Origin of the sequence: Citrobacter sp. Cf072 (assembly GCF_030334485.1) — a bacterium.
Lineage (GTDB): Bacteria > Pseudomonadota > Gammaproteobacteria > Enterobacterales > Enterobacteriaceae > Citrobacter > Citrobacter freundii.
In genome coordinates, this window is record NZ_JAOWDX010000047.1 from 450,038 (window position 1) to 470,914 (window position 20,877).

Sequence of the window (20,877 nt, forward strand, 5' to 3'; positions counted from 1 at the left end):
GATATCTGCTGCGACGAAGGAAAGGAAAAAGATGCGTCGTGTAAAACTGCTTTGTTCACTCATTATGCTGCTTGCGAGTCAGGGCGCGCAGGCGGTAAGTTATCCACTGCCGCCAGAGGGCAGTCGCCTGGTGGGTAGCCCTTTGACTATTACGATTCCACCAGGTAATACCAAGCCGCTGGAGGCATTTGCCGCTCAGTACGGGCAGGGGTTGAGCAATATGCTTGAAGCCAATCCGGGCGTCGATGTTTTTCTGCCTAAATCGGGTTCAACGCTGGTTGTGCCGCAGCAACTGATATTACCGGATACCGTACGCGAGGGGATTGTCATCAACGTCGCCGAGATGCGGCTTTACTATTATCCTGCTGGCAGCAATACGGTTGAGGTTTTACCCATTGGCATTGGTCAGGCGGGTAGAGAAACGCCGCGCAACTGGGTGACGGCGGTAGAGCGTAAGCAGGAAGCACCAAGCTGGACACCGACGCCAAATACCCGACGCGAATACGCCGCTCGCGGGGAAAGCTTGCCAGCATTTGTTCCTGCCGGGCCAGAAAATCCGATGGGCCTGTATGCAATTTATATCGGCAGGCTTTATGCCATTCACGGGACAAATGCCAATTTCGGTATTGGTCTGCGGGTAAGCCAGGGGTGTATCCGTTTGCGGAATGACGACATCAAGTACCTGTTTGATACGGTGCCTGTAGGGACCCGTGTACAATTAATTGACCGACCGGTGAAATACAGCGAAGAGCCGGACGGTAGTCGCTGGGTGGAAGTACATGAGCCGCTGTCACGAAATCGTTCGGAATACGAGTCTGACAGAAAGGTACCTTTGCCAGTCACTCCCGCTCTGCGTACCTTTATCAGCGGGAATGACGTGGATGTGAGCCGTGGGAACCAGGCACTGGAAAGACGTTCCGGTATGCCGGTGAACATCAGCCTGGTACAGAAACATTATTAATTTTCAGGGCGACCCCGGTGACCTTCAGTTCGGATGGGTCGCTTTTTTTATTTGATACTGCCCCATTTTTACCACGCCAATATGGTCTGCCATTAGTTGAGCTTCGTGTTCACTGTGGGTAACCAACAGCGCCGTTTGCCCGGCTGCGCGCAAAATATCCCGTACCTCGTTGCCAAGACGTTCACGTGTGCGCTTATCAAGGCTGGAGAAGGGTTCATCGAGCAACAGGATTTCCGGATGTGGCGCCAACGCGCGCGCAAGGGCGATACGCTGTTGTTGCCCGCCGGAAAGCTCATGCGGATAGCGGTTGGCATGGCTGTGTAACTCCACCATTTTCAGCAGCTCAGTCACTCTGGCCTGTTGTTCCTCACGCGGCATGCGACGCAATCCAAAGGCCACATTTTGCTGCGCGGTCAGATGGGGGAATAACGCATATTCCTGGAAGACCATGCCGACATGACGTTTTTCCGGTGGCAGATGAATGCCGGGACCGGCAACACGGCGCTGTGACACATAGATCTCTCCGTTTTGCAGGCGTTCAAATCCGGCAACTGCGCGTAGCACCGTGGTTTTCCCGCAGCCTGAAGCGCCCAGCAGACAGGCGATTTCACCTTTATGTACCGACATTGAAAATCCGCTCAGTACCGATTGCTGGCTGTTGCCATAAGTAACGTGTACATCCTGGAGTCGTAATGCAATTTCTGACATTGTTGCTCTCTTAACCACGGCGAGTCATTTGGTGACGCACCAACAAAATAACCGGTAGCGTGCCAGCTAAAACAATCATTAGCGCGGCGATAGCACCTTCTTCATAGGTTCCACGGGCGGCTTCCGCATACAACAATGTTGCCAGCGTTTCGAAATTGACCGGGCGCAAAAGCAACGTTGTTGGCAGTTCTTTCATGGCATCGGCAAAAACCAGCAGGGCACTGCTGACTAACGCTGGGCGCAGCAGGGGAAAATGGACCCGTGCAAACGTCCCCGCGCCATTCTCACCCAACAGACGAGACGCCTGTTCCAGCGAGGGGGGGATACGGCCCAGACCAGAATCCAGTGCGCCAATGGCAATCGCCTGGAATCGCATGGCACAACAAATTACCAGCAGGATCCCGGCGGACATCAGCGGCAGACCACGAACATCCAGTAAATCGGCCAGCCAGCGGTCGACCGCCATGGCGGGGGTCAAAAAACCAATTGCCAGAATTGTGCCGGGGACTGCATAGCCTAAAGAAGCCAGACGCATCACGCCGCGACGAAATCCTGGCATGGCATTGTCGGCGGCGCTATGACGCGCGCTCCAGGCCACTAACATACTGACGCAAACCACCACCAGCGTGGTTCCCGCCGCCAGCGATAGCGTATTTTGTAATGCTGACAGTAACGAAGAGGAAAGCGGATTCTCATCACCTATGCGTTTGGCGCTTTCCCACATTAAAAACAGAACCGGAGCCAGAAAACCCAGCAGGACAGGCAGTGAAATAACACCACCGAGCAGCCAGCCACGCCAGCCCTGCACGCGCGTAGGTTGAATTTCCCGCAGGCTGCGACTGCTGAATCCTTGTTTTCTGCGACCATAAAATTCCAGCGTCAGAATAAGGAATATAAACATCAGCATCATGCAGGCAATTTGTGCCGCGGCAGATAAATCAGAACGCGAGATCCATGTGGTGTACACGGTAACGGTTAACGTCTGTACCCCGAGAAACTCCGATGCGCCGATATCGTTGAGCGTTTCCAGTAGTGCCAGGCTGATCCCAACGGCCAGTGCCGGACGGGCCATGGGCAATGCAACACGAAAGAAGGTTCCGGTCGCGCTGCATCCCAGTGTGCGTGCGGCTTCCAGTAAATGGGCCGGTTGGCTAATAAACATGGCACGGGTTGTCAGATACACGTATGGGTAAAGCACCAATCCGAGTAGGATGATTGCGCCGGAAAGTGAGCGTAAATCTGGCAGACGGAACTGTCTTGGGCTGTCAAAACCCAGTAAAAAACGGATAAAGGTTTGCAGGGGGCCAATCGGATGCAGCAGATCAAGCCACGCAAAGGCCACAATGTAGGTCGGCATCGCCAGCGGCAACAGTAACGCCCAGCTAAGTATTTTACGTCCGGGGAAATCCCATGCCGTTACCGCCCATGCGCTGCCTACGCCAATCACGCCGACCATCACCGCGACACCGGCTAATAACAGCACGGTATTTTTTAGTGCGGCAGGTAGTACATACGTCAGGAGATTATCCCAGTGAGATAAATCGGCCTGGGTAGCCTGCCAAATCAGCGCAATGATCGGTGTCAGAACGCCAAGCGCTACGCACAGTGCGCCAAGATGTAGCGGCGTTAATAATGACTGCGGCCCGGAAACCAGGCCGCGTAACGTCGGAAACTGCAGAGGTTTATTGATCGAATCCAACTTTATCTACCAGCAGACTAGCTTGTTTACGATATTTAACGATTTCGGTTAATGGTGTTTTATCGACGTCGATTTCGCCAATAGTTGCGTTGATAACCGGGTCAAGCGTCACGCCTTTCAGTACCGGGTATTCGAAGTTCGCTTTCGCATACTGCTGTTGGGCAGGTGCTGAAACCAGATATTCCATCAGCTTAACGGCATCGGCTTTATTTGGCGCATAGCGGGCTACAGCTGCACCACTGATGTTGACGTGTGTACCGCCATTTTCAAAGGTAGGTTTAACGACTTTAATCGCATCGCCCCATTGACGCGCATCGCTGCCTTCTTTGGCATTTTTCATATGGCCGACGTAATAGGAGTTGGCGAGACCAATATCGCAAATGCCGCCGAGGATATCGCGAGCAACATCGCGATCGCCACCAGTAGCTTTACGCGCCAGGTTAGCTTTCACACCGCGCAGCCATTCTTCGGTCTTTGCTTCGCCGTGATGAGCAATCATTGCGGCGATCAGCGCCGTGTTATACGGGTGCTGTCCGGAACGAATACAGACTTTACCTTTGTACTCAGGGCTGGCGAGTTTTTCGTAATGCCAGTTATCGATTGGCAGTGACTTCTCGGCATACAGCACGCGGGCACGCATCGATAGCGCAAACCACTGATTATCTGCACCGCGCAGATTAGCCGGAATAGCGGTTTTCAGTGCTTCTGACTCTACTGGCTGAGTTACACCCGCTTCCACTAAATCAATGAGATTACCGGCATCGACGGTCATCAGCAGGTCGGCAGGTGAATTTTTACCTTCAGCTTTAACGCGCTCAAGCATACCGTCCTTGATATAGACCGTACTGACTTTGATGCCGCTGGTTTTGGTCCAGCTATCAAGCAAAGGCTGGATCAGACCTGGTTCACGGGTGGTATAGAGCGTTAACGTTTCCTGAGCGAAAGCCGGTAGGCTAACTGAGAAGACCAGGGAAGAGGCAAGTGTGATACGGCGCAGTCCGGCGCGAGGCAGAGAATTCATCGTTTATATCCCAGAGTAATTGGAACGTACAGTGAACCGAGCGAGGGCTCGTTCCTTTGGCTCGCGTACAATAAATGATAATCACTAGCACTTACAATAATTGCAAAGTTTAAACGATTTACATTTACATAACTTTAATCAACGTTGTGATGCGGCATGTAACGGGGTGCAGAGCAGGCAGGGTGCTTATGAGAGGGGATTTTATAGCGACCGAAAAGCAAAAAGCCTGCTTAGTTTCCTAAGCAGGCTTCTTAAATATGGCTCCTCTGACTGGACTCGAACCAGTGACATACGGATTAACAGTCCGCCGTTCTACCGACTGAACTACAGAGGAATCGTGTGAACGAGGCGCATATTACTGACCTCACCATGAGGTGTCAACAGTAAAATTAGCGCGTCATTTCAATTGCTTAATTAATCTTCAAATTCAGCGTTAATGCACATTTGGTGAGCGATAATGACCATCTTAGCGGGTATCGCGTAACCGCTCCATGGGGTTCTGGCGGTAAAACTGAATAAAACGCTGCCATAAGGCCGGAAAACGTGGCGCAAATAATTCAGGAGCACTGAAGAAATACTCCGAAAGAACGGCAAAGCATTCGGCCGGGTCGGTTGCTGCGTAAGCATCTATACTGCACGCGGTTTCACCGACCAGATCAATTTCATCCTGAATGTTATTCATTGCGGCATACAGGTCGTGCTCCCAACCGGCAATATCTCGCAGAGGGATCGCCGGAATACCGCTGGCGCGGTCGCCATTACGCATATCAAGCTTATGTGCCACTTCATGGATGATCAGATTAAAGCCGGAGGCATCAAAAGAATCCTGAATGTCGAGCCAGTTAAGGATTATCGGACCTTGCTGCCAGCTCTGCCCGGACTGTACAACCCGTTGATTATGCACCAGCCCAATATCGTCTTCCCATTCATCGTCAACGACAAACGGGGCAGGGTAGATGAGAACTTCATGAAACCCGTCGAGCCACTCGACCCCTAATTCCAGGACAGGCAAACAGAAAAGTAGCGCAATGCGCGCACTTTTTAGTGGGTCAAGTTCAAACCCCTGAAGCGCTACCAATCTTTTTTGCTGTAAAAAGCGCTCGGCCAGGGCGATAAGTCTGGCTTGTTCTTGCTCGGTGAGATTCACCAGAAGAGGAATAGCCTGGGCGTCGTCCCACGGCCAGTCGTCACTCCGGGTTGTTTCTTGCTCTTTCCAGGGCCACTTAATCATCGTTTTGCTCGCAAACTCGTCACTTGAACGAAATTGACGGAACGGGGTCTGTTAAAATGCCAAATTACCTGGCATCATGGCAACCGCCAAAACGGAGAGATGCCAGAGCGGCTGAATGGACCGGTCTCGAAAACCGGAGTAGGGGCAACTCTACCGGGGGTTCAAATCCCCCTCTCTCCGCCACTATTCAAACACTTAGCTCAATTCCTTTCAACGACTCATGTCACACTTGGTATAGTGTCGGTATATTCGTTTAGTATAAAGCTCGCCATCATCATGTTCTGATTTGCCCAATACTGGAAGATCCAGTGTGGGGGAAATTTTCACTTTTCTGTCATAAACCGCAACCTGGCGTTCAGTTTTGTGATCTGAGAATAGTTGTTTGTCCTTTCTCGTTTCTATCAAGTTTTTTTCCTGCGGCTCAAAGTTAAACCAGGGGCAGGGTAGCTAACGTTATTTTGGCTTTTATGCTAGAAGAAGATAGCCCCAGAAACCAGGCCGTTAGAGAAATTAGCAACAAGCCTCGAGAATAAATCTGACAGTTATCTTTGAGCGATGAGCGGGCGCACAAGACGGTGACAAGATTGCAATATTTGTTGGGGTTATGCCCACGACTTGTTTTGGATAAACTCACTTAACCCTTTGTGATACGATAATTATCTTAGATTGTCACATGGGGCCAGATTTTGAATTCATACATTTTCCTTGCCGGGGCCATTGTAGCTGAAGTAATAGGTACAACCCTGATGAAGTTCTCTGACGGGTTTACACGTCTATGGCCATCTGTCGCAACCATTGTGTGCTACTGCACTGCTTTTTATCTTCTCGCTCAGACGCTGTCGACGATTCCAACGGGTATTGCGTACGCAATTTGGTCTGGTGCTGGAATCGTATTAATCAGCCTTTTGGGCTGGTTGGTAAGTGGGCAAAAGCTGGATTTCCCGGCGATCGCAGGCATGTTCCTGATTTGCGCTGGGGTTCTGGTTATCAATATTTTTTCAAAATCTTCCCCGCATTAATTCTAAAAGAATGTCGGATATCTGGCGCTGTTAGCAGAGCTTATCCCTGTGCGGTGAAAAAGCCCGCTTGGTATGAAGCGGGCTTGCGTATTTTTGTCGTAATTAGAACTGGTAGACTAAACCAACGGCAACGATGTCGTCAGTTGCGATACCATTGCTTTCATAGAAGCTGTCGTCTTCGTCCAGCAGGTTGATTTTATAATCAACGTAGGTGGACATGTTTTTGTTGAAGTAGTAAGTCATACCCACTTCAACATATTTGACCAGATCTTTGTCGACGTAACGCCAGTTACCATGGCTCACTTCCTGACCACCTAAATCCTTGCCTTTAGACTGCAGGTAAGCGATGGATGGACGCAGACCGAAATCGAACTGATACTGAGCCACAACTTCAAAGTTCTGGGTTTGGTTAGCAATGCCACCATTATTCTCGCCGTTGCCGCCGCCGTAATAGGTCATATTGCGGGTTTCTGCATACATGGCTGCCAGGTAAACGTTGTTAGCGTCATACTTCGCGCCAACAGTCCAGGCTTCAGCTGTTTCGCCGCCAGCGTAGTTATTGCGCTTGTTCATACCGTCCTGGTAACCGCGAGCAACTTGAGAGTCGGTACGGTCAGATGCGGAGTATGCCGCACCGAGGCTTAAACCGAAGTCGAAGTCATAGGAAGTAGACATACCGAAACCGTCGCCGTTTTCTTTCGCCAGTTTGCGGCCTTCACTGTTACCGGAACCTTCCTGACCACTCCACCGACTGTCACCATTTTCATTATTACCCTGATACTGCAGGGCAAAGTTCAGGCCATCAACCTGACCAAAGAAGCCTTTATTACGATAGGTAGCAACGCCGTTGGTACGGCCCAGCATGTAAAGTCGGTCTGAGTGTAGGTATCACCACCGAATTCTGGCAGCATATCGGTCCAGGCCTCAACGTCGTACACGACGCCGTAGTTACGACCGTAGTCGAAAGTACCGTTTTGACCAAAACCTAAACCGGCAAAGGCCAGACGAGTCCATGAATCGCCTTTGTCACCTTCGGTACCGTTGGCCTGAATGTTATATTCCCACTGACCATAGCCAGTCAGCATATCGTTGATCTGCGTTTCGCCCTTAAAGCCCAGACGCGCATAGGTCATGTCGCCGTCGCTGCCTGCATCATCAGAGAAATAACGCAGACCATCGACTTTTCCATACAGATCCAGTTTATTGCCGTTTTTATTATAGATTTCAGCCGCATTTGCTGCGCCTGCAGCTAATAAAGCAGGGAGAAGCAGTGCCAATACTTTTCTTTTCATTATGTATTCCCTTTGCATGATAATTAAAATGAATATGTAGTACTATCCAAGCAACTACATTTGGATACTATCTATGAAGTTCATTTAATTTAAAATATAACATGTAACAAATGTATTTAAAATATTTCTAAATGTTTCATTGATGTGTTTTTATAACTAAAAATATATGTTGGATAAATTGTTATTTGTCACATAAATCATTTTTAATCAATATTTTATGTATATCTAGTTATTTATTTGAAACTTGAATTTTATTTGTGCGGAGTATTTGTTTTTGTTATTCATATAATATAGTTGTTGATATTGATATTATGGTTTCTATAAATTCATGTGGATTTTGTTTTTGGTGCGATAATAAAAGTTAATTATGTAATGGGGCAGGCAGTGGTTTGCAATGAAAATTGTTGCTAAGGTGATTTTCTTTCTACAAAGGGAGATAGCATGAAACTGCACGACTGGCAGTCGCAATTTGAAGCTTGGTTAGCTGATAACCATTCCGGACAAGATGCTGCGCATGACATCTTTCACTTTCGTCGTGTGTGGATGACGGCGCAAAAGCTGAGTACAGATGCTACTGTAGACTGGCTAGTGGTGTTGACCGCGTGCTACTTCCATGATCTCGTCAGCCTGCCAAAGAACCATCCTGAGCGTCATCGTTCGTCGGTACTGGCAGCTCTGGAAACGCGTCGCATTTTGATGCGCGATTTTCCGGATTTTCCACAACAAAGAATACCTGCCGTGTGCCATGCCATCGAGGCGCACAGTTTTAGCGCCAAAATTGCACCAGAAACCCTTGAAGCGAAAATCGTGCAGGATGCGGACCGGCTTGAGGCGTTGGGGGCTATCGGTCTAGCGCGCGTATTTGCTGTGTCTGGTGCGTTAGGCGTGGCGCTATTTGATGCGGAAGATCCGTTTGCCCGCCAGCGTGGCCTTGACGACAAACAGTACGCGCTCGATCACTTCCAGACCAAGTTATTGACGTTGCCGTCGACGATGCAAACTGAACAAGGACGACATTTAGCGCAGCATAATGCTGACTTCTTACTGACGTATATGGCGAAGCTGAGTGCGGAGTTAAAAGGAGAGTATGAAATGCTGGATCTTGACGCGATTCAACCCTTTAAAGCACGTTAGTCGGCAGTACAGCCGCAACGTCAACCGCACTATTTTATGTTAATCTGTCGGTTATCCATTTCGGCCGGTTAAATGTATGCAGGATAATTTTTCAGTAGCAGGCTCCATGAACCCGATGACAGATGATAACAAGGCCGCCGCGCAGGTGATTTTGGCTAAGTTGCTTGAAATATATGACGTGAAAACCCTGGTTGCTTATCTGAACGGTGTTGGCGAGAACCGCTGGAGTCCGGCCATCTTTAAGCGAGTGGTGGCGAACGAAACATGGCATCGCCTCAGCGACAATGAGTTTACTTATCTGAATTCCTTGCTGCCGACGCCACCTGCGCATCATCCGCATTATGCCTTTCGATTTATCGATCTGTTTGCCGGCATTGGCGGGATTCGTCGCGGCTTTGAGGCAATTGGTGGGCAGTGCGTGTTTACCAGCGAGTGGAACAAGCATGCGGTGCGTACCTACAAAGCGAACAACTATTGCGATCCCTTCCAGCATCACTTTAATGAAGATATTCGTGATGTCACGCTGAGCCATCAGGATGGGGTGAGCGACCAGCAGGCGGCAGAACATATTCGCCAGCACATTCCAGAACACGATGTACTGCTGGCGGGATTTCCTTGTCAGCCCTTCTCCCTGGCCGGGGTGTCAAAGAAAAATGCGTTAGGGCGGGCCCACGGTTTTGCCTGTGATACACAAGGCACACTTTTTTTTGACGTGGTGCGCATTATCGACGCTCGTCGACCTGCAATATTTGTGCTCGAAAACGTCAAAAACCTGAAGAGTCACGATCAAGGCAAAACGTTTCGCATCATTATGCAGACGCTGGACGAGCTGGGGTATGACGTGGCAGATGCGGCAGATAACGGTCCGGATGATCCGAAAATTATCGATGGGCAACATTTTTTGCCTCAACATCGCGAACGTATCGTGCTTGTCGGCTTCCGACGCGATCTGAATTTGAAATCAGACTTCACGCTGCGGGATATTGTCACGCGTTATCCGCAGCGGCGTACTACCCTGGCGGAACTGCTTGAGCCGAACGTCGATGCGAAATATGTGCTGACGCCGGTGCTGTGGAAATACCTCTACCGCTATGCGAAAAAGCATCAGGCGCGGGGAAATGGATTTGGCTATGGCATGGTGTATCCCGGTAACCCTGATAGCGTAACGCGCACATTATCTGCGCGTTATTATAAGGATGGGGCGGAGATCCTGATTGACCGTGGCTGGGATATGGCGCTGGGTGAAAAAGATTTTGACGATCCGCAGAATCAGCGACACCGCCCACGCAGACTTACGCCCAGAGAGTGCGCGCGCCTGATGGGGTTTGAATCTCCGCAAGGCTATCAGTTCAGGATCCCCGTGTCAGATACTCAGGCTTATCGCCAGTTTGGTAATTCGGTGATCGTTCCGGCATTTGCGGCGGTGGCCAGGCTGCTGGAGCCAAAAATCAGGCAGGCAGTTGCTATTCGCGAGAAAGAGAACCTGCATGGCAGACGTTCACGATAAAGCAACACGCAGTAAAAATATGCGGGCGATAGCCACCCGCGATACCGCAATTGAAAAACGCCTTGCCAGCGTGCTGACAGAGCAGGGGGTAACGTTTCGCGTGCAGGATGCGACGTTACCCGGTCGCCCCGATTTTGTGGTGGATGATTATCATTGTGTGATTTTTACTCACGGTTGTTTCTGGCACCACCACAATTGCTATTTGTTTAAAGTCCCCGCGACACGAACGGAATTCTGGCTGGAAAAAATAGGCAAAAATGTCCAACGCGATGCGCGGGATTGTGAAAAATTGCAGGTTCTTGGCTGGCGCGTACTGATTGTCTGGGAGTGCGCTCTGCGTGGTCGCGAAAAGCTGGATGATGAAGCGTTATCTGAACGTGTCATCGAGTGGATCTGCGGCGGTGGCGACACCGCGCAGATCGACACTCTCGGTATTCATTTACTGTAATGTCTTTTCCGACGAACTCGCGACGGCATCCGCTTTAACAGGGAACAGGTATTTCCCCAACGTTACCAGCACCACAGCAAACACGATCACGCCGAGCGCCAGCCATTCGATAGGGGCTAGTCTTTCTCCCCCCAGACCGGTACCTAACAGCACCGCAACAACCGGATTGACGTAGGCATAGCTGGTGGCTAGCGCCGGGCTGACATTGCGGATCAAGAACATATACGCATTAATGGCAATAATGGAGCCAAACAGGGCCAGGTAAGCCACCGCCATAAAGCCTGAAAATGTTGGCATGGTGGTCAGTTTTTCCCCGGAGAGTAACGATGCGCACATCAGCACAATACCGGCTGCTAACATTTCAATGGCTCCGGCCATCATGCCAACGGGTAGCGTAATGCGTGAACCGTACACCGAGCCAAATGCCCAGCTTATCGAACCGATCAGGATTAAAATAGCGCCCCACGGATTGCCACTTAAATTGCCTCCGCTGTTCAGCATGATGATCCCTGCGAGCCCAATCGCTATCCCCAACCATTCCAGTTTGCGCGTTTTGATGCCAAAAAAGTGGCTAAAACACAGCGTAAATAGCGGGACGGTGGCGACCACCACGGCGGCAATACCGGAAGGGACATTTTGATGTTCGGCGACGGTGACCAGTCCATTACCCACAGCCAACAGCAGGATACCAATTAACGCGGCGTTCAGGATTAAGCGTAAGGGGGGGAGCTTATGCCCGCGAATAAGTAAAAAACTTGTTAATAAAATTCCCGCAGAGAGAAAACGTACGGCTGCCATCATTAACGGCGGCCAGCTTTCAACACCAATGCGAATAACGAAGTACGTGGAACCCCAAATGATGTACAGCGCGAATAGCGCACTGAAAAGCGGTAACAATTGCCTGAAACGCATAATCCCTCACGGTAGAAATAAAAAGGTGCAACATAGTAAATGTCAAAACTATCTTACTGGCGAGATTTATAATTACGTGTCGATGTTAAAAACTTGTTGACCAGAAAGGTCAGTTTCAGCATGGCGTGTTTTACTTCATACTTATGACTGCAAAAAAATAATATTGAGGGTCAAAATTTTGGCAGGAAGTAGCTTACTAACCTTACTCGATGATATCGCCACGCTGCTGGATGATATATCAGTGATGGGAAAATTGGCCGCGAAAAAAACCGCGGGCGTGCTGGGAGATGACCTGTCGCTTAATGCGCAGCAGGTATCGGGCGTGCGGGCGAACCGTGAACTCCCGGTGGTCTGGAGCGTGGCGAAGGGGTCGTTTGTAAACAAAGTTATCCTTGTACCGTTGGCGCTATTGATAAGCGCATTTATTCCCTGGGCGATCACCCCATTATTAATGGTAGGTGGGGCGTTTCTCTGTTTTGAAGGGGTAGAAAAGGTTCTGCATACCCTGGAGGCGCGTAAGCACAAAGAAAGCCCGGAAGAGCGTCAGCAGCGTCTGGCTGCTCTGGCCGCACAGGATCCACTCACCTTTGAGAAAGATAAAATCAAAGGGGCAATACGTACTGACTTCATTTTGTCTGCCGAGATTGTTGCGATTACGCTGGGTATTGTAGCGGATGCACCTTTGCTGAATCAGGTGTTGGTGTTATCGGGTATCTCGTTAGTGGTGACCGTGGGCGTGTATGGCCTGGTCGGGATTATCGTTAAGCTTGACGACATCGGGTACTGGCTGGCAGAAAAACGTAGCCAACTTGCCCAGTCGCTGGGGAAAGGGTTGTTGGTGGTTGCTCCCTGGCTGATGAAAACACTTTCTGTGGTCGGTACATTGGCGATGTTTTTGGTGGGGGGCGGTATTGTGGTACACGGAATATCACCGCTGCATCATGCGATTGAACATTTTGCTCAACAGCAAAGTACATTGATTTCGCTAATGCTTCCGACCCTGCTTAACCTGGTGCTCGGCTTTATCATCGGTGGGATTGTCGTTCTGCTGGTGAAAGCTGTCGCCAGACTGCGCGGAGTTTCGCACTAATTGTTACAGGACTGATTATGCAAAACGCCTCTTTGTCATCTAAGGTGTAAAGGTTTCTCTTGATACAGGAGGCAGGTATGGTCTTTTCTGTCAGTGAGGAAGTCACCTCCAAAGAGGGTGGCCCACGTATGATCGTTACCGGGTATGCCAGCGGAATGGTGGAGTGTCGCTGGTACGACGGCTTTGGCGTTAAACGGGAAGCATTCCGTGAAGATGAACTGGTGGTGCCGGGCGAGCGAAGACAGCTCTGTCAGGATGCCTGAACATTTGACTCGACCGTAACCTGGTGATCTCTCACCCATTAGTTATATTTATCATTTTTGTGAGAATTATTTACTTGTCAGGCAAAAAAATTGCAGATAAGGTTTGGTTCACATCAGATTTTCTGGTGTAACGAATTTACAAGTGCTTCTTGCATAAGCAAGCTTGATCCCGACCCGATAAGGGCCGGGATTTTTTTCGCCCTCAGTCAGCGATTGATCTCCGATACGCTAAAGTCATGGATATCAAGCTCGAACGCGTCGGCCAGTTCATGCCATGTATGGTAATCTCGGCCGTCGACGCTAACGCGCTCCGGGTCATCCTGGCTGCGATGAATTTCACTCTCGCAGATTTCGTTGATTGCCTTTAGCAGCGCGTCGACATCGACGCTGACTTCACGTTTGGCCGTATCGCTGTACTCTTTCGCGGTTTTCATCCTCATACCTCTCAACCGTTAAGGATACCGGGGGAGCGTACCCAAACATCAGATACGCACAACTTAAGTATAGACCGTCGATAAAACCCGCAATCGCGCGTGCAGAGCGCTGCCAGAAAAAGGAATTTGTTCTACACTGGCACAAAGCCACAGGAGGAAAACTATGAAGGTGAATGATCGGGTCACAGTCAAAACGGACGGCGGTCCTCGTCGACCGGGCGTGGTACTGGCAATCGAAGAGTTTAGTGAAGGCACCATGTACCTGGTTTCGCTGGAAGACTACCCGCTCGGTATCTGGTTCTTTAATGAATCAGGTCATCAGGATGGTATCTTTGTGGAAAAAGTGGAGTGAGATGAGTTCCGCTGTTTGATTCTGACTGGTGGAGTCGCCACCAGTCAGAACGTCTTAGCGCATATTCACAAAGATACCATTGGTGACGTTATCCGTAAGTCTCACCACGTGATAGATAACTTGCTTATTATGCGTCTTAATCTTTCGTTTTATATTCCCCTTATGGGATGACACCGTCTTGGCTTTGATATTCATTTGATCCGATATCTGTATTGTTCCCTGACCCTCCATCCACATACGCAGCATGCTGGATTCGGTTCGACTTAATGATAATGTCGGCAGATTCACATCAATAGCAATATCTACTTCTTTTTTCAGAATATCGCCAAGTAGTTTATCCAGTGAGTCAGGTTTAATCGATTTAGAACTAATCAATAAGTTTTTTCTGACGAGTAGATATTCATCAAAATGCACGTTGGCAATTGCCATAAACACAATAAATAATGTGCTGGGATGCTGATTAATGATTTGCTTTATTTGCTGGCTATTAGCAGGATCGTGGATAAAGCAGTCCTCATTAATAAACACCACAGCGGGTTGTTGAGAGACACAGGCGAGACTGAGTTCATCAACGTTGGAAATGTTGTTGATTTCCCTTTTTTTCACTCCCCGACTTACCAGATACCCGGTTAACCCTAGTCGGGTGTAACTGCATAAATCCATAATAATCGTTGACATGGCATACCCTCACTCAATGCGTAACGATAATTCCCCTTACCTGATTATTTCATCACAACTAAACGGAATAATAACGACCCAAGATGACGCTTTCGCTGTTTTTCAGGCGAATTTACTATCCCGTAAAGTTGCGTATAATTTGCCAGGAAACATCTTAAAGTAAAGTGAATGTTGCGTTATGTGAGTGAGGCAAAAACAAATAAGCCGCGACAGAGATATCCTGGTGGATGTTGTCACTTTTTAAAATTAGGACAATCCTTAGTAAAACAGGATAAAAATTAAGGGTTATTATTTTCCAGGCATTTCGCTAACGATATCGGCCAGTAAATTAAAAATCTCACTGAATAATCGTTCGCAGAATGGCGCAATTAATGGCATTAGCGCCGCCATCAGTGAAATACCTACGGTCAGAGTGAGAGGAAAGCCGATGACGAAAACCGACAGCTGTGGCGCCATGCGATTTAACAAACCAAGTGCGAGGTTCAGCGTGAGTAGCAGCGTCATTACCGGCAGGGCCAGCATTAGCCCGTTGAGGAAAATCAGGCTGCCCGCCCGTGCCAGCGCGAGAAACGCATTGCTGTTCACCGGATTGCCACCGATGGGCAGAGTATGAAAAGTATCTACCAGCAGCGAAATCAGCCATAAATGACCGTTAAAGGTCAGGAACAGCAGCATGGCGAGCATGTCGATCAGTCGTGCCAGAACCGGCATATTCAGACGGCTACCGGGATCGAAGAACGTCGCGAAGGAAAGGCCCATTTGCAGGCCAATTAATTCCCCGGCGGTACGTACCGCGGCAAACGCAAACTGCATGGTGAAGCCTAAAGCGATACCGATCAGGATTTGTTGCATTGCCTGCCATAGTGCGCCGATCGAAAAGATGGGGACGTCAACGGCGGGAATTGACGGGGCGATAACGACGGTTATCATCAACCCCAGCCCCAGCTTTACCCGTTTGGGGATGGCTCGTTCACTGAGGATGGGGGCCGTTGAGATGAGCGCCAGTATGCGCAGCAAAGGCCAGAAGTATAAATTCAGCCAGTGGAGCCACTCAACGCTGGTCACCTGCAACATAACGTTGTCTACCCGATGATGTAGGGGATATTGCTGAACAGCGTACGCACGTAGTCGAGCAGCAGGTTAAGCATCCACGGGCCAGCAACAATGATGGCAATAAACACCGCGACAATTTTGGGAATGAAGGACAGCGTCATTTCGTTAATCTGGGTCGCCGCCTGCAGAATACTGATGATAAGACCTGTGACGAGAGCGACCAACAGCAAAGGCGCAGCAAGGGCCAGGGCGACTTTCATCGCCTCTGTGCCCATCATCATGACCGATTCAGGAGTCATTTCGCGCCTCTAACTGTAAAAGCTTTGTGCTAGCGAGCCGACAAGTAGCTGCCAACCGTCTACCAACACAAACAGCATCAGCTTAAACGGCAACGCGATTGTGGCTGGCGGTACCATCATCATCCCGAGCGCCATCAGTACGCTGGCGATCACCAGGTCGATAATCAGAAACGGAATAAAAATGGTAAAACCTATCTGGAATGCTGTTTTCAACTCACTGGTGACATAAGCGGGTAGCAAAATTCGCATCGGCACGGCTTCTGGTCCCTGTAATGGACCGCTGTTTGCTAAGCGCGCGAAGAGGGCCAGATCGGCTTCACGGGTCTGGCGCAACATAAACTCACGCAGCGGCTGGGCGCCTTTCTCCATAGCTTCCTGCATGGAGATCTTCTCTTCGCTGAACGGTTGATATGCGTCGACGTAGATTTTATCGATCACCGGCGACATGATGAAAAAGGTCAAAAAGAGCGCCAGGCCCAGTAGCACCTGGTTAGGTGGTGCAGAGGGGGTACCCAGCGCATTTCGCAGGAGACCGAAAACAATGATGATGCGGGTGAAGCTGGTCATCATCAGCAAAATTGCAGGCAGGAACGTCAGCGAGGTGATGAACACCAGTGTCTGCACGGGCAAAGACCAGCTTTGTCCGCCGCCCGGCAATGGCTGACTAACCAGACCCGGGAGTTGGGCGAGGGCAACGGGACTGAAAAGCCACAAGCCTGCCAGCGTGAGGGATAACAAACGGCGCATCAGGATCTCCCAGGACGCTTAAGCAAACTCTTCATCATGGCCTGGAAATCCGCAGGGGAGGCCGTTTTTTCTTCTGCATCGGCAGGTGCCGGGGGCAGGGTGTGCAGGACGTTAATCTGCGAGGCTGTGACACCCAGTACCAGACGGGCATCTTCGACCTCGACAATCACCACGCGCTCACGTGGACCCAATGAGGTGCTGGCTGCGACTTTCAGCCCGCGAGTACCGGCACTTTTGGGGGCAAATCCCAGACGTTTAATGACCCAGGCCACCGCCAGGATCAAGACGATGATCCCGAGCAGCGCGCCGCTTACCTGCACCAGCGGTGAACCGGGAACGGCGGCGGGTTGAGAAACGGTAGCCTGGGTATTCATGATTAACGGCTCAGACGGCGCATACGTTCAGACGGGGTGATAATGTCAGTGATACGCACACCGTATTTATCCGCGACCACGACGACTTCGCCCTGGGCAATCAGATAACCGTTGATCAGGATATCCAGCGGTTCGCCTGCCAGACCATCCAGTGCGACAACCGACCCCTGCGTCAGGCGCAGCAGCTCTTTGATGGTCATGCGGGTACGGCCCAGTTCGACGGTCAGTTTGACCGGAATGTCCATGATCAGGTCGATGTCCTGCAAAGCACCGCTGACGTCGCCGCCACCTAACTGCTGGAATACCGCATCGGCCGCACTTTTGGTGGGCGTGGTTTTTTGCTCGTTTAACGCGTCAGCCCACAGATCGTCCAATGCGCCAGTGTTCTCATCGGACGGATTATTCATATCACTCATTTGGGCTGTTCCTCATTCAGCGAATTCAAAATCGGGTTTATCAGATGTTCTACGCGTAACGCATACTGACCGTTTACAGTGCCATACTGGCTGGTCAGCACAGGCACGCCGTCCACATGAGCAATAATGCGGTCGGGTTTTTCAATCGGCAGTACATCGCCGGGTTTCAGTTTTAAAATCTGGGATAGCCGCAGCGGAATGTCGGCAAAGTTTGCCACCAGCTCCAGCTCAGAATGCTGAACCTGACGCACCAGATTATTGCGCCAGTTCTGATCTTCATTACGCGAGTTTTCCAGCGGCGGATTCACCAGCAGCTCACGCAACGGCTCAATCATGCTGAATGGCAGACAGATGTTAAATTCACCGGTCAGGTTGCCAATTTCAACGTGGAACGGGGTGTTCACCACAATATCGTTCGGGGAGGTGGTGATATTGGTAAATTTCACCTGCATCTCGGAACGGACGTATTCCACTTCCAGCGGGTTGATGGCCTTCCACGCGTCGCTGTAGCTTTCCAGCGCCAGCTTCAGCATGCGGTTGATAACGCGCTGTTCCGTGTGCGTAAATTCGCGGCCTTCCACTTTCGTCGGGAAACGACCGTCACCACCGAACAGGTTGTCTACGGCGATAAATACCAGACTTGGTGAGAACACCACCAGACCCGTACCGCGCAGCGGCTTCAGGTGGATTAAGTTCAGGTTGGTCGGAACCGGTAAGTTGCGCGCAAATTCGTGGTAAGGCTGGATACGGATCGCCCCCACGGTAATATCTGGGCTACGGCGCAACAGGTTAAATAACCCCATACGGAACTGGCGCGCGAAGCGTTCGTTAATGATCTCCAACGCCTGTAAACGCTCACGTACTACGCGACGCTGAGTGTTGGGATCATAAGGACGAATATCGCTTTCTTTTGCGATACCTGAAATTGGTTCGTCTTTGGTTTCGCTATCGCCGTTCAGCAATGCGTCGATTTCTGCCTGAGAAAGAATACTGTCGCCCATGTCTTTACCGCAGAATAAAAGCTGTATAAAGAACGTCGGTGACAACCTGTTTCGGTTGCCCAACAACAAGCGGAGTCGCCAGCGTCTCTTTGATGGCGGTAATCAGCTGTTGCTTACCTTCCTCGGTGGCGAGTGTGGCCGCATTCTGACGAGAAAATAGCAGCAGCAAGCGGCTGCGCACTTCCGGCAGATATTCGTTAAGACGTGAACGTGTCGCCTCATCTTTCATGCGCAGTGTGATACCGATATACAGCACACGGTCTGCATCACCCAGATTGACGGTAAAGGTATCCAGCGCAAAGAACACCGGGGCTGGCGGTGGAGCCGGTTCCGCTTTGACGCTGGCGGAAGGCTGCTGCTGCATGCGCCAGTAGCTATAACCTGCAGTTGCGCAGGCGGCGAGGGTAATTAATACCAGCAGAGGGATCCAAATAGCGCGTTTACTTTTTTTGTTAATCGCGGAGTCAGTCATCAGATACGGGCTTCCTGTTTCGGTACAGCTTATGGGCTGATTATCCCGTGTCCTGTCCACGACAAAGCGTGGAAAAGACGCGGATAATCATGCTACCTCTGGCGTTAGGCGAAGATGTCTACTGCGCCATTGCCGCGGGCAGCGGCTTGCAGCGAGGCTGGGGTTGCCAGTATTGCGTCATCTTCAGCGGCAAAAATGTCTTGTCCTTGAGCGCGACCAGACTGCTGTTGCTGTCCGGAAGACTGCTGATGGCCAGCGAAGCTTTCACTGCTGATGTTGCTTTGCCCCAGTTGGATCCCGCTTTCAGCCAACTGTGTACGCAGCATCGGTAATGCGGCTTCCAGTGCGGCGCGCACGTGACTGTGCGGTGAAACCATTTGTAACTGTGCGAGGTTATCGTCCAGCTTGAGCGAAATATGTACCTGACCCAGGTCCTGCGGATGCAGACGCAGCTCTGCGCTTTGCTGGCCCTGGCGCGTGAACAAGGTGACGTGCTGGCTCAGCGATTGCTGCCATTCATGGCTACCTAACGGAGCGCTTAACACCGGCGCGGCCGTCGGTAACGGTTGTGCGTGTGTTTGTGGACCACTTAGCGGGGCCACAGTCATGCCAATGCTGGTCGGTGACGGGGTGCTGTCGATTTCAGCTCTGGCGTTCACTGCTGCCGTCAGCGGGGTTAATGTTGGATTGTTTGCCTGATTAGCACCACCGCCAGCAATCGTGACATCCGCTTTGCCTTTTTTGGCATCGCCCGGCAGTAATTCGTCTGCATTATCAGTCGCCGCGCCGTGTACCGCGCCTCGTGACAATGCGGAAAGCGCCGCATCAACAGGGGCTGGTGCGCTGTCGACGGCAGGCGTAGCCAGTGGTTGTCCTGGCAGCATGGCGAACAACGCGCTCAGGTTGGCGAGATCGTCATCACTCAGCGTAGTGTTTTTTTCGTCCTGCTGAGCGACTTTGCCCAGTGTCGTCAGGGCATTCGCTTTCAGTGAAGGCGTGAGAGCGGACAACAGTTGCTGAGCGTCAGTCATGTCGGCAAGAGAAGTCTCGGTTTGCAGCTCCTGTTGCGCCAGCAGATCGGTTAATTTGACCGACGGTGTGGCATCGCCATTTTTTTGCAGCAACCCTTTTTGCAGCTTACTGCTGGCCGCCTGTAAGTCGGCAAGCGACAGCGGGGCGTCTTTACCTTGTGCGTCGCCCGCACCTAATGCGCCAGCCAGTAGCGCTAAAAAATCCTCGGGTGAATCTACCGCTTTGCCTGACTGAAGACCTGCGGCTACATCGGTGTCGGTGGTAATCAGTTGGGGTAAAGTAATCATTCGGGTTTCCTCATAGCTGCGCGCTGAGCAAATTCATCCATTTTTTTCTGATCCAGACGGTTTTCGGCCAGTAACGCCGCCGAGGTTTGTCTGTCCTGCAACGTCTGCCACGCCTGTAATCGTTGTTTTTTGTCGCGCCAACTGTTCAATGCCTGGTCTACTTTCTGTGTCCATTGATTGAGCTGTTGGCGATGTTGCTCAATCGCTTTTTCCAGCGTCTGAATAAATTGTTGGTAATTGATCCAGCGATTGCTGGTAATACCCTGGCCCATATCGGTATTCAGATTGTTGCGATACTCATGCTGATAATCGATCAGCATTTTTAACTGTTCTTCCGCCTGCTGACAGCCACGACGCATCTCTCCCAATAAGACAGCAGCGTCATCTACCTCTTTTTCAGCCAGGTCTTTCAATGTTGCTAATGCACCATGTTGTGCCATGACCTAT

At 50.7% G+C, this 20,877-nt stretch carries 23 protein-coding genes, 2 tRNA genes and 3 pseudogenes; 9 read left to right on the forward strand and 19 right to left on the reverse strand.

Annotation, left to right across the window (positions count from 1 at the left end; all coding sequences use genetic code 11):
* Nucleotides 1–31: 31 nt before the first annotated feature.
* On the forward strand, nucleotides 32–961 hold the full coding sequence (gene ldtA, locus OGX66_RS20825; protein WP_032936776.1) for a L,D-transpeptidase: 930 nt from the start codon (nucleotides 32–34) through the stop codon (nucleotides 959–961).
* A gap of 24 nt (nucleotides 962–985) precedes the next feature.
* On the opposite strand, the gene OGX66_RS20830 is transcribed toward ldtA, so the two are convergent.
* From OGX66_RS20830 to mtfA, 5 genes are all read right to left on the reverse strand, one after another.
* Entirely contained in the window at nucleotides 986–1,669 is a 684-nt protein-coding gene (locus OGX66_RS20830; protein ID WP_193339209.1) for an ABC transporter ATP-binding protein, read from the reverse strand.
* Nucleotides 1,670–1,679: 10 nt separating this feature from the next.
* Nucleotides 1,680–3,368 (reverse strand): ABC transporter permease, encoded by a 1,689-nt coding sequence (locus tag OGX66_RS20835; RefSeq protein ID WP_003844223.1) that lies wholly within the window; start codon nucleotides 3,366–3,368, stop codon nucleotides 1,680–1,682.
* Nucleotides 3,352–4,389: an extracellular solute-binding protein gene (locus OGX66_RS20840; protein ID WP_046670003.1), complete on the reverse strand. Its 1,038-nt coding sequence runs from the start codon at nucleotides 4,387–4,389 to the stop codon at nucleotides 3,352–3,354. Before OGX66_RS20840 ends, OGX66_RS20835 begins: the two co-directional genes overlap by 17 nt.
* A 258-nt stretch (nucleotides 4,390–4,647) precedes the next feature.
* Nucleotides 4,648–4,723: transfer RNA gene (locus OGX66_RS20845), tRNA-Asn, on the reverse strand.
* 132 nt (nucleotides 4,724–4,855) lie between these two features.
* On the reverse strand, nucleotides 4,856–5,620 hold the full coding sequence (gene mtfA, locus OGX66_RS20850) for a DgsA anti-repressor MtfA (protein WP_061548023.1): 765 nt from the start codon (nucleotides 5,618–5,620) through the stop codon (nucleotides 4,856–4,858).
* Between the two features lie 93 nt (nucleotides 5,621–5,713).
* Here mtfA and OGX66_RS20855 point away from each other — a divergent pair.
* Nucleotides 5,714–5,803: transfer RNA gene (locus OGX66_RS20855), tRNA-Ser, on the forward strand.
* A gap of 27 nt (nucleotides 5,804–5,830) precedes the next feature.
* Here the strand turns inward: OGX66_RS20855 and OGX66_RS20860 are convergent.
* Nucleotides 5,831–6,010: pseudogene (locus OGX66_RS20860) on the reverse strand (hypothetical protein); the annotation flags it as partial.
* Nucleotides 6,011–6,306: 296 nt separating this feature from the next.
* Here OGX66_RS20860 and OGX66_RS20865 point away from each other — a divergent pair.
* Nucleotides 6,307–6,639: an EmrE family multidrug efflux SMR transporter gene (locus OGX66_RS20865; RefSeq protein WP_003839058.1), complete on the forward strand. Its 333-nt coding sequence runs from the start codon at nucleotides 6,307–6,309 to the stop codon at nucleotides 6,637–6,639.
* Between the two features lie 102 nt (nucleotides 6,640–6,741).
* Here the strand turns inward: OGX66_RS20865 and ompC are convergent.
* Nucleotides 6,742–7,931 (reverse strand): annotated as a pseudogene (gene ompC / locus OGX66_RS20870) (porin OmpC).
* Between the two features lie 441 nt (nucleotides 7,932–8,372).
* Between ompC and OGX66_RS20875 the strand changes: the two are divergent.
* The 3 genes from OGX66_RS20875 (at nucleotide 8,373) to OGX66_RS20885 (ending at nucleotide 11,020) form a co-directional block, all read left to right on the forward strand.
* Nucleotides 8,373–9,065 carry a phosphohydrolase gene (locus OGX66_RS20875; protein ID WP_003839062.1) on the forward strand — a complete coding sequence of 231 codons (693 nt, stop codon included), beginning with the start codon at nucleotides 8,373–8,375 and terminating at the stop codon, nucleotides 9,063–9,065.
* A gap of 76 nt (nucleotides 9,066–9,141) precedes the next feature.
* Complete coding sequence (locus OGX66_RS20880; RefSeq protein WP_044711130.1) at nucleotides 9,142–10,572, forward strand: DNA cytosine methyltransferase; 1,431 nt, start codon at nucleotides 9,142–9,144, stop codon at nucleotides 10,570–10,572.
* On the forward strand, nucleotides 10,553–11,020 hold the full coding sequence (locus OGX66_RS20885) for a very short patch repair endonuclease (RefSeq protein WP_044711129.1): 468 nt from the start codon (nucleotides 10,553–10,555) through the stop codon (nucleotides 11,018–11,020). The genes OGX66_RS20880 and OGX66_RS20885 overlap by 20 nt, the downstream gene beginning before the upstream one ends.
* Here the strand turns inward: OGX66_RS20885 and yedA are convergent.
* Nucleotides 11,012–11,932, reverse strand: a complete 921-nt coding sequence (yedA, locus tag OGX66_RS20890) for a drug/metabolite exporter YedA (protein WP_003839069.1) — start codon at nucleotides 11,930–11,932, stop codon at nucleotides 11,012–11,014. The two genes, OGX66_RS20885 and yedA, sit on opposite strands and share 9 nt — an antisense overlap.
* Nucleotides 11,933–12,107: 175 nt before the next feature.
* Here yedA and OGX66_RS20895 point away from each other — a divergent pair, with 175 nt between their 5' ends.
* Both OGX66_RS20895 and OGX66_RS20900 read left to right on the forward strand, forming a co-directional pair.
* A complete protein-coding gene (locus OGX66_RS20895; RefSeq protein ID WP_179239903.1) occupies nucleotides 12,108–13,022 on the forward strand; it encodes a DUF808 domain-containing protein in 915 nt (304 codons plus the stop codon).
* Between the two features lie 77 nt (nucleotides 13,023–13,099).
* Nucleotides 13,100–13,285, forward strand: coding sequence for a YodC family protein (locus OGX66_RS20900; protein ID WP_003030415.1), 186 nt, complete (start codon nucleotides 13,100–13,102; stop codon nucleotides 13,283–13,285).
* A 206-nt stretch (nucleotides 13,286–13,491) separates the two neighbouring features.
* Here the strand turns inward: OGX66_RS20900 and yodD are convergent, their stop codons facing one another.
* Nucleotides 13,492–13,719 (reverse strand): YodD family peroxide/acid resistance protein, encoded by a 228-nt coding sequence (gene yodD, locus OGX66_RS20905; RefSeq protein WP_003030417.1) that lies wholly within the window; start codon nucleotides 13,717–13,719, stop codon nucleotides 13,492–13,494.
* Nucleotides 13,720–13,882: 163 nt separating this feature from the next.
* On the opposite strand from yodD, the gene dsrB reads away from it, so the two are divergent.
* Nucleotides 13,883–14,071 carry a protein DsrB gene (gene dsrB, locus OGX66_RS20910; protein WP_003030419.1) on the forward strand — a complete coding sequence of 63 codons (189 nt, stop codon included), beginning with the start codon at nucleotides 13,883–13,885 and terminating at the stop codon, nucleotides 14,069–14,071.
* A 54-nt stretch (nucleotides 14,072–14,125) separates the two neighbouring features.
* Here dsrB and rcsA read toward each other — a convergent pair whose 3' ends face one another.
* From rcsA to fliJ, 10 genes and pseudogenes are all read right to left on the reverse strand, one after another.
* Nucleotides 14,126–14,749 (reverse strand): transcriptional regulator RcsA, encoded by a 624-nt coding sequence (rcsA, locus tag OGX66_RS20915; protein WP_003030421.1) that lies wholly within the window; start codon nucleotides 14,747–14,749, stop codon nucleotides 14,126–14,128.
* Nucleotides 14,750–15,027: 278 nt separating this feature from the next.
* Nucleotides 15,028–15,823, reverse strand: a pseudogene (gene fliR, locus OGX66_RS20920) (flagellar biosynthetic protein FliR).
* 8 nt (nucleotides 15,824–15,831) lie between these two features.
* Entirely contained in the window at nucleotides 15,832–16,101 is a 270-nt protein-coding gene (gene fliQ, locus OGX66_RS20925) for a flagellar biosynthesis protein FliQ (RefSeq protein WP_003030425.1), read from the reverse strand.
* A gap of 9 nt (nucleotides 16,102–16,110) precedes the next feature.
* Entirely contained in the window at nucleotides 16,111–16,848 is a 738-nt protein-coding gene (fliP, locus tag OGX66_RS20930) for a flagellar type III secretion system pore protein FliP (protein WP_003030427.1), read from the reverse strand.
* Entirely contained in the window at nucleotides 16,848–17,225 is a 378-nt protein-coding gene (gene fliO / locus OGX66_RS20935; protein ID WP_085951576.1) for a flagellar biosynthetic protein FliO, read from the reverse strand. The genes fliP and fliO overlap by 1 nt, the downstream gene beginning before the upstream one ends.
* On the reverse strand, nucleotides 17,225–17,638 hold the full coding sequence (fliN, locus tag OGX66_RS20940; RefSeq protein ID WP_003030433.1) for a flagellar motor switch protein FliN: 414 nt from the start codon (nucleotides 17,636–17,638) through the stop codon (nucleotides 17,225–17,227). The genes fliO and fliN overlap by 1 nt, the downstream gene beginning before the upstream one ends.
* Nucleotides 17,635–18,639: a flagellar motor switch protein FliM gene (fliM, locus tag OGX66_RS20945; protein WP_003030434.1), complete on the reverse strand. Its 1,005-nt coding sequence runs from the start codon at nucleotides 18,637–18,639 to the stop codon at nucleotides 17,635–17,637. Before fliM ends, fliN begins: the two co-directional genes overlap by 4 nt.
* Nucleotides 18,640–18,643: 4 nt before the next feature.
* Complete coding sequence (fliL, locus tag OGX66_RS20950; protein ID WP_003030435.1) at nucleotides 18,644–19,111, reverse strand: flagellar basal body-associated protein FliL; 468 nt, start codon at nucleotides 19,109–19,111, stop codon at nucleotides 18,644–18,646.
* A 104-nt stretch (nucleotides 19,112–19,215) separates the two neighbouring features.
* On the reverse strand, nucleotides 19,216–20,430 hold the full coding sequence (gene fliK, locus OGX66_RS20955; RefSeq protein WP_270932350.1) for a flagellar hook length control protein FliK: 1,215 nt from the start codon (nucleotides 20,428–20,430) through the stop codon (nucleotides 19,216–19,218).
* Entirely contained in the window at nucleotides 20,427–20,870 is a 444-nt protein-coding gene (gene fliJ / locus OGX66_RS20960; RefSeq protein ID WP_003839084.1) for a flagellar export protein FliJ, read from the reverse strand. Before fliJ ends, fliK begins: the two co-directional genes overlap by 4 nt.
* Nucleotides 20,871–20,877 lie beyond the last annotated feature (7 nt).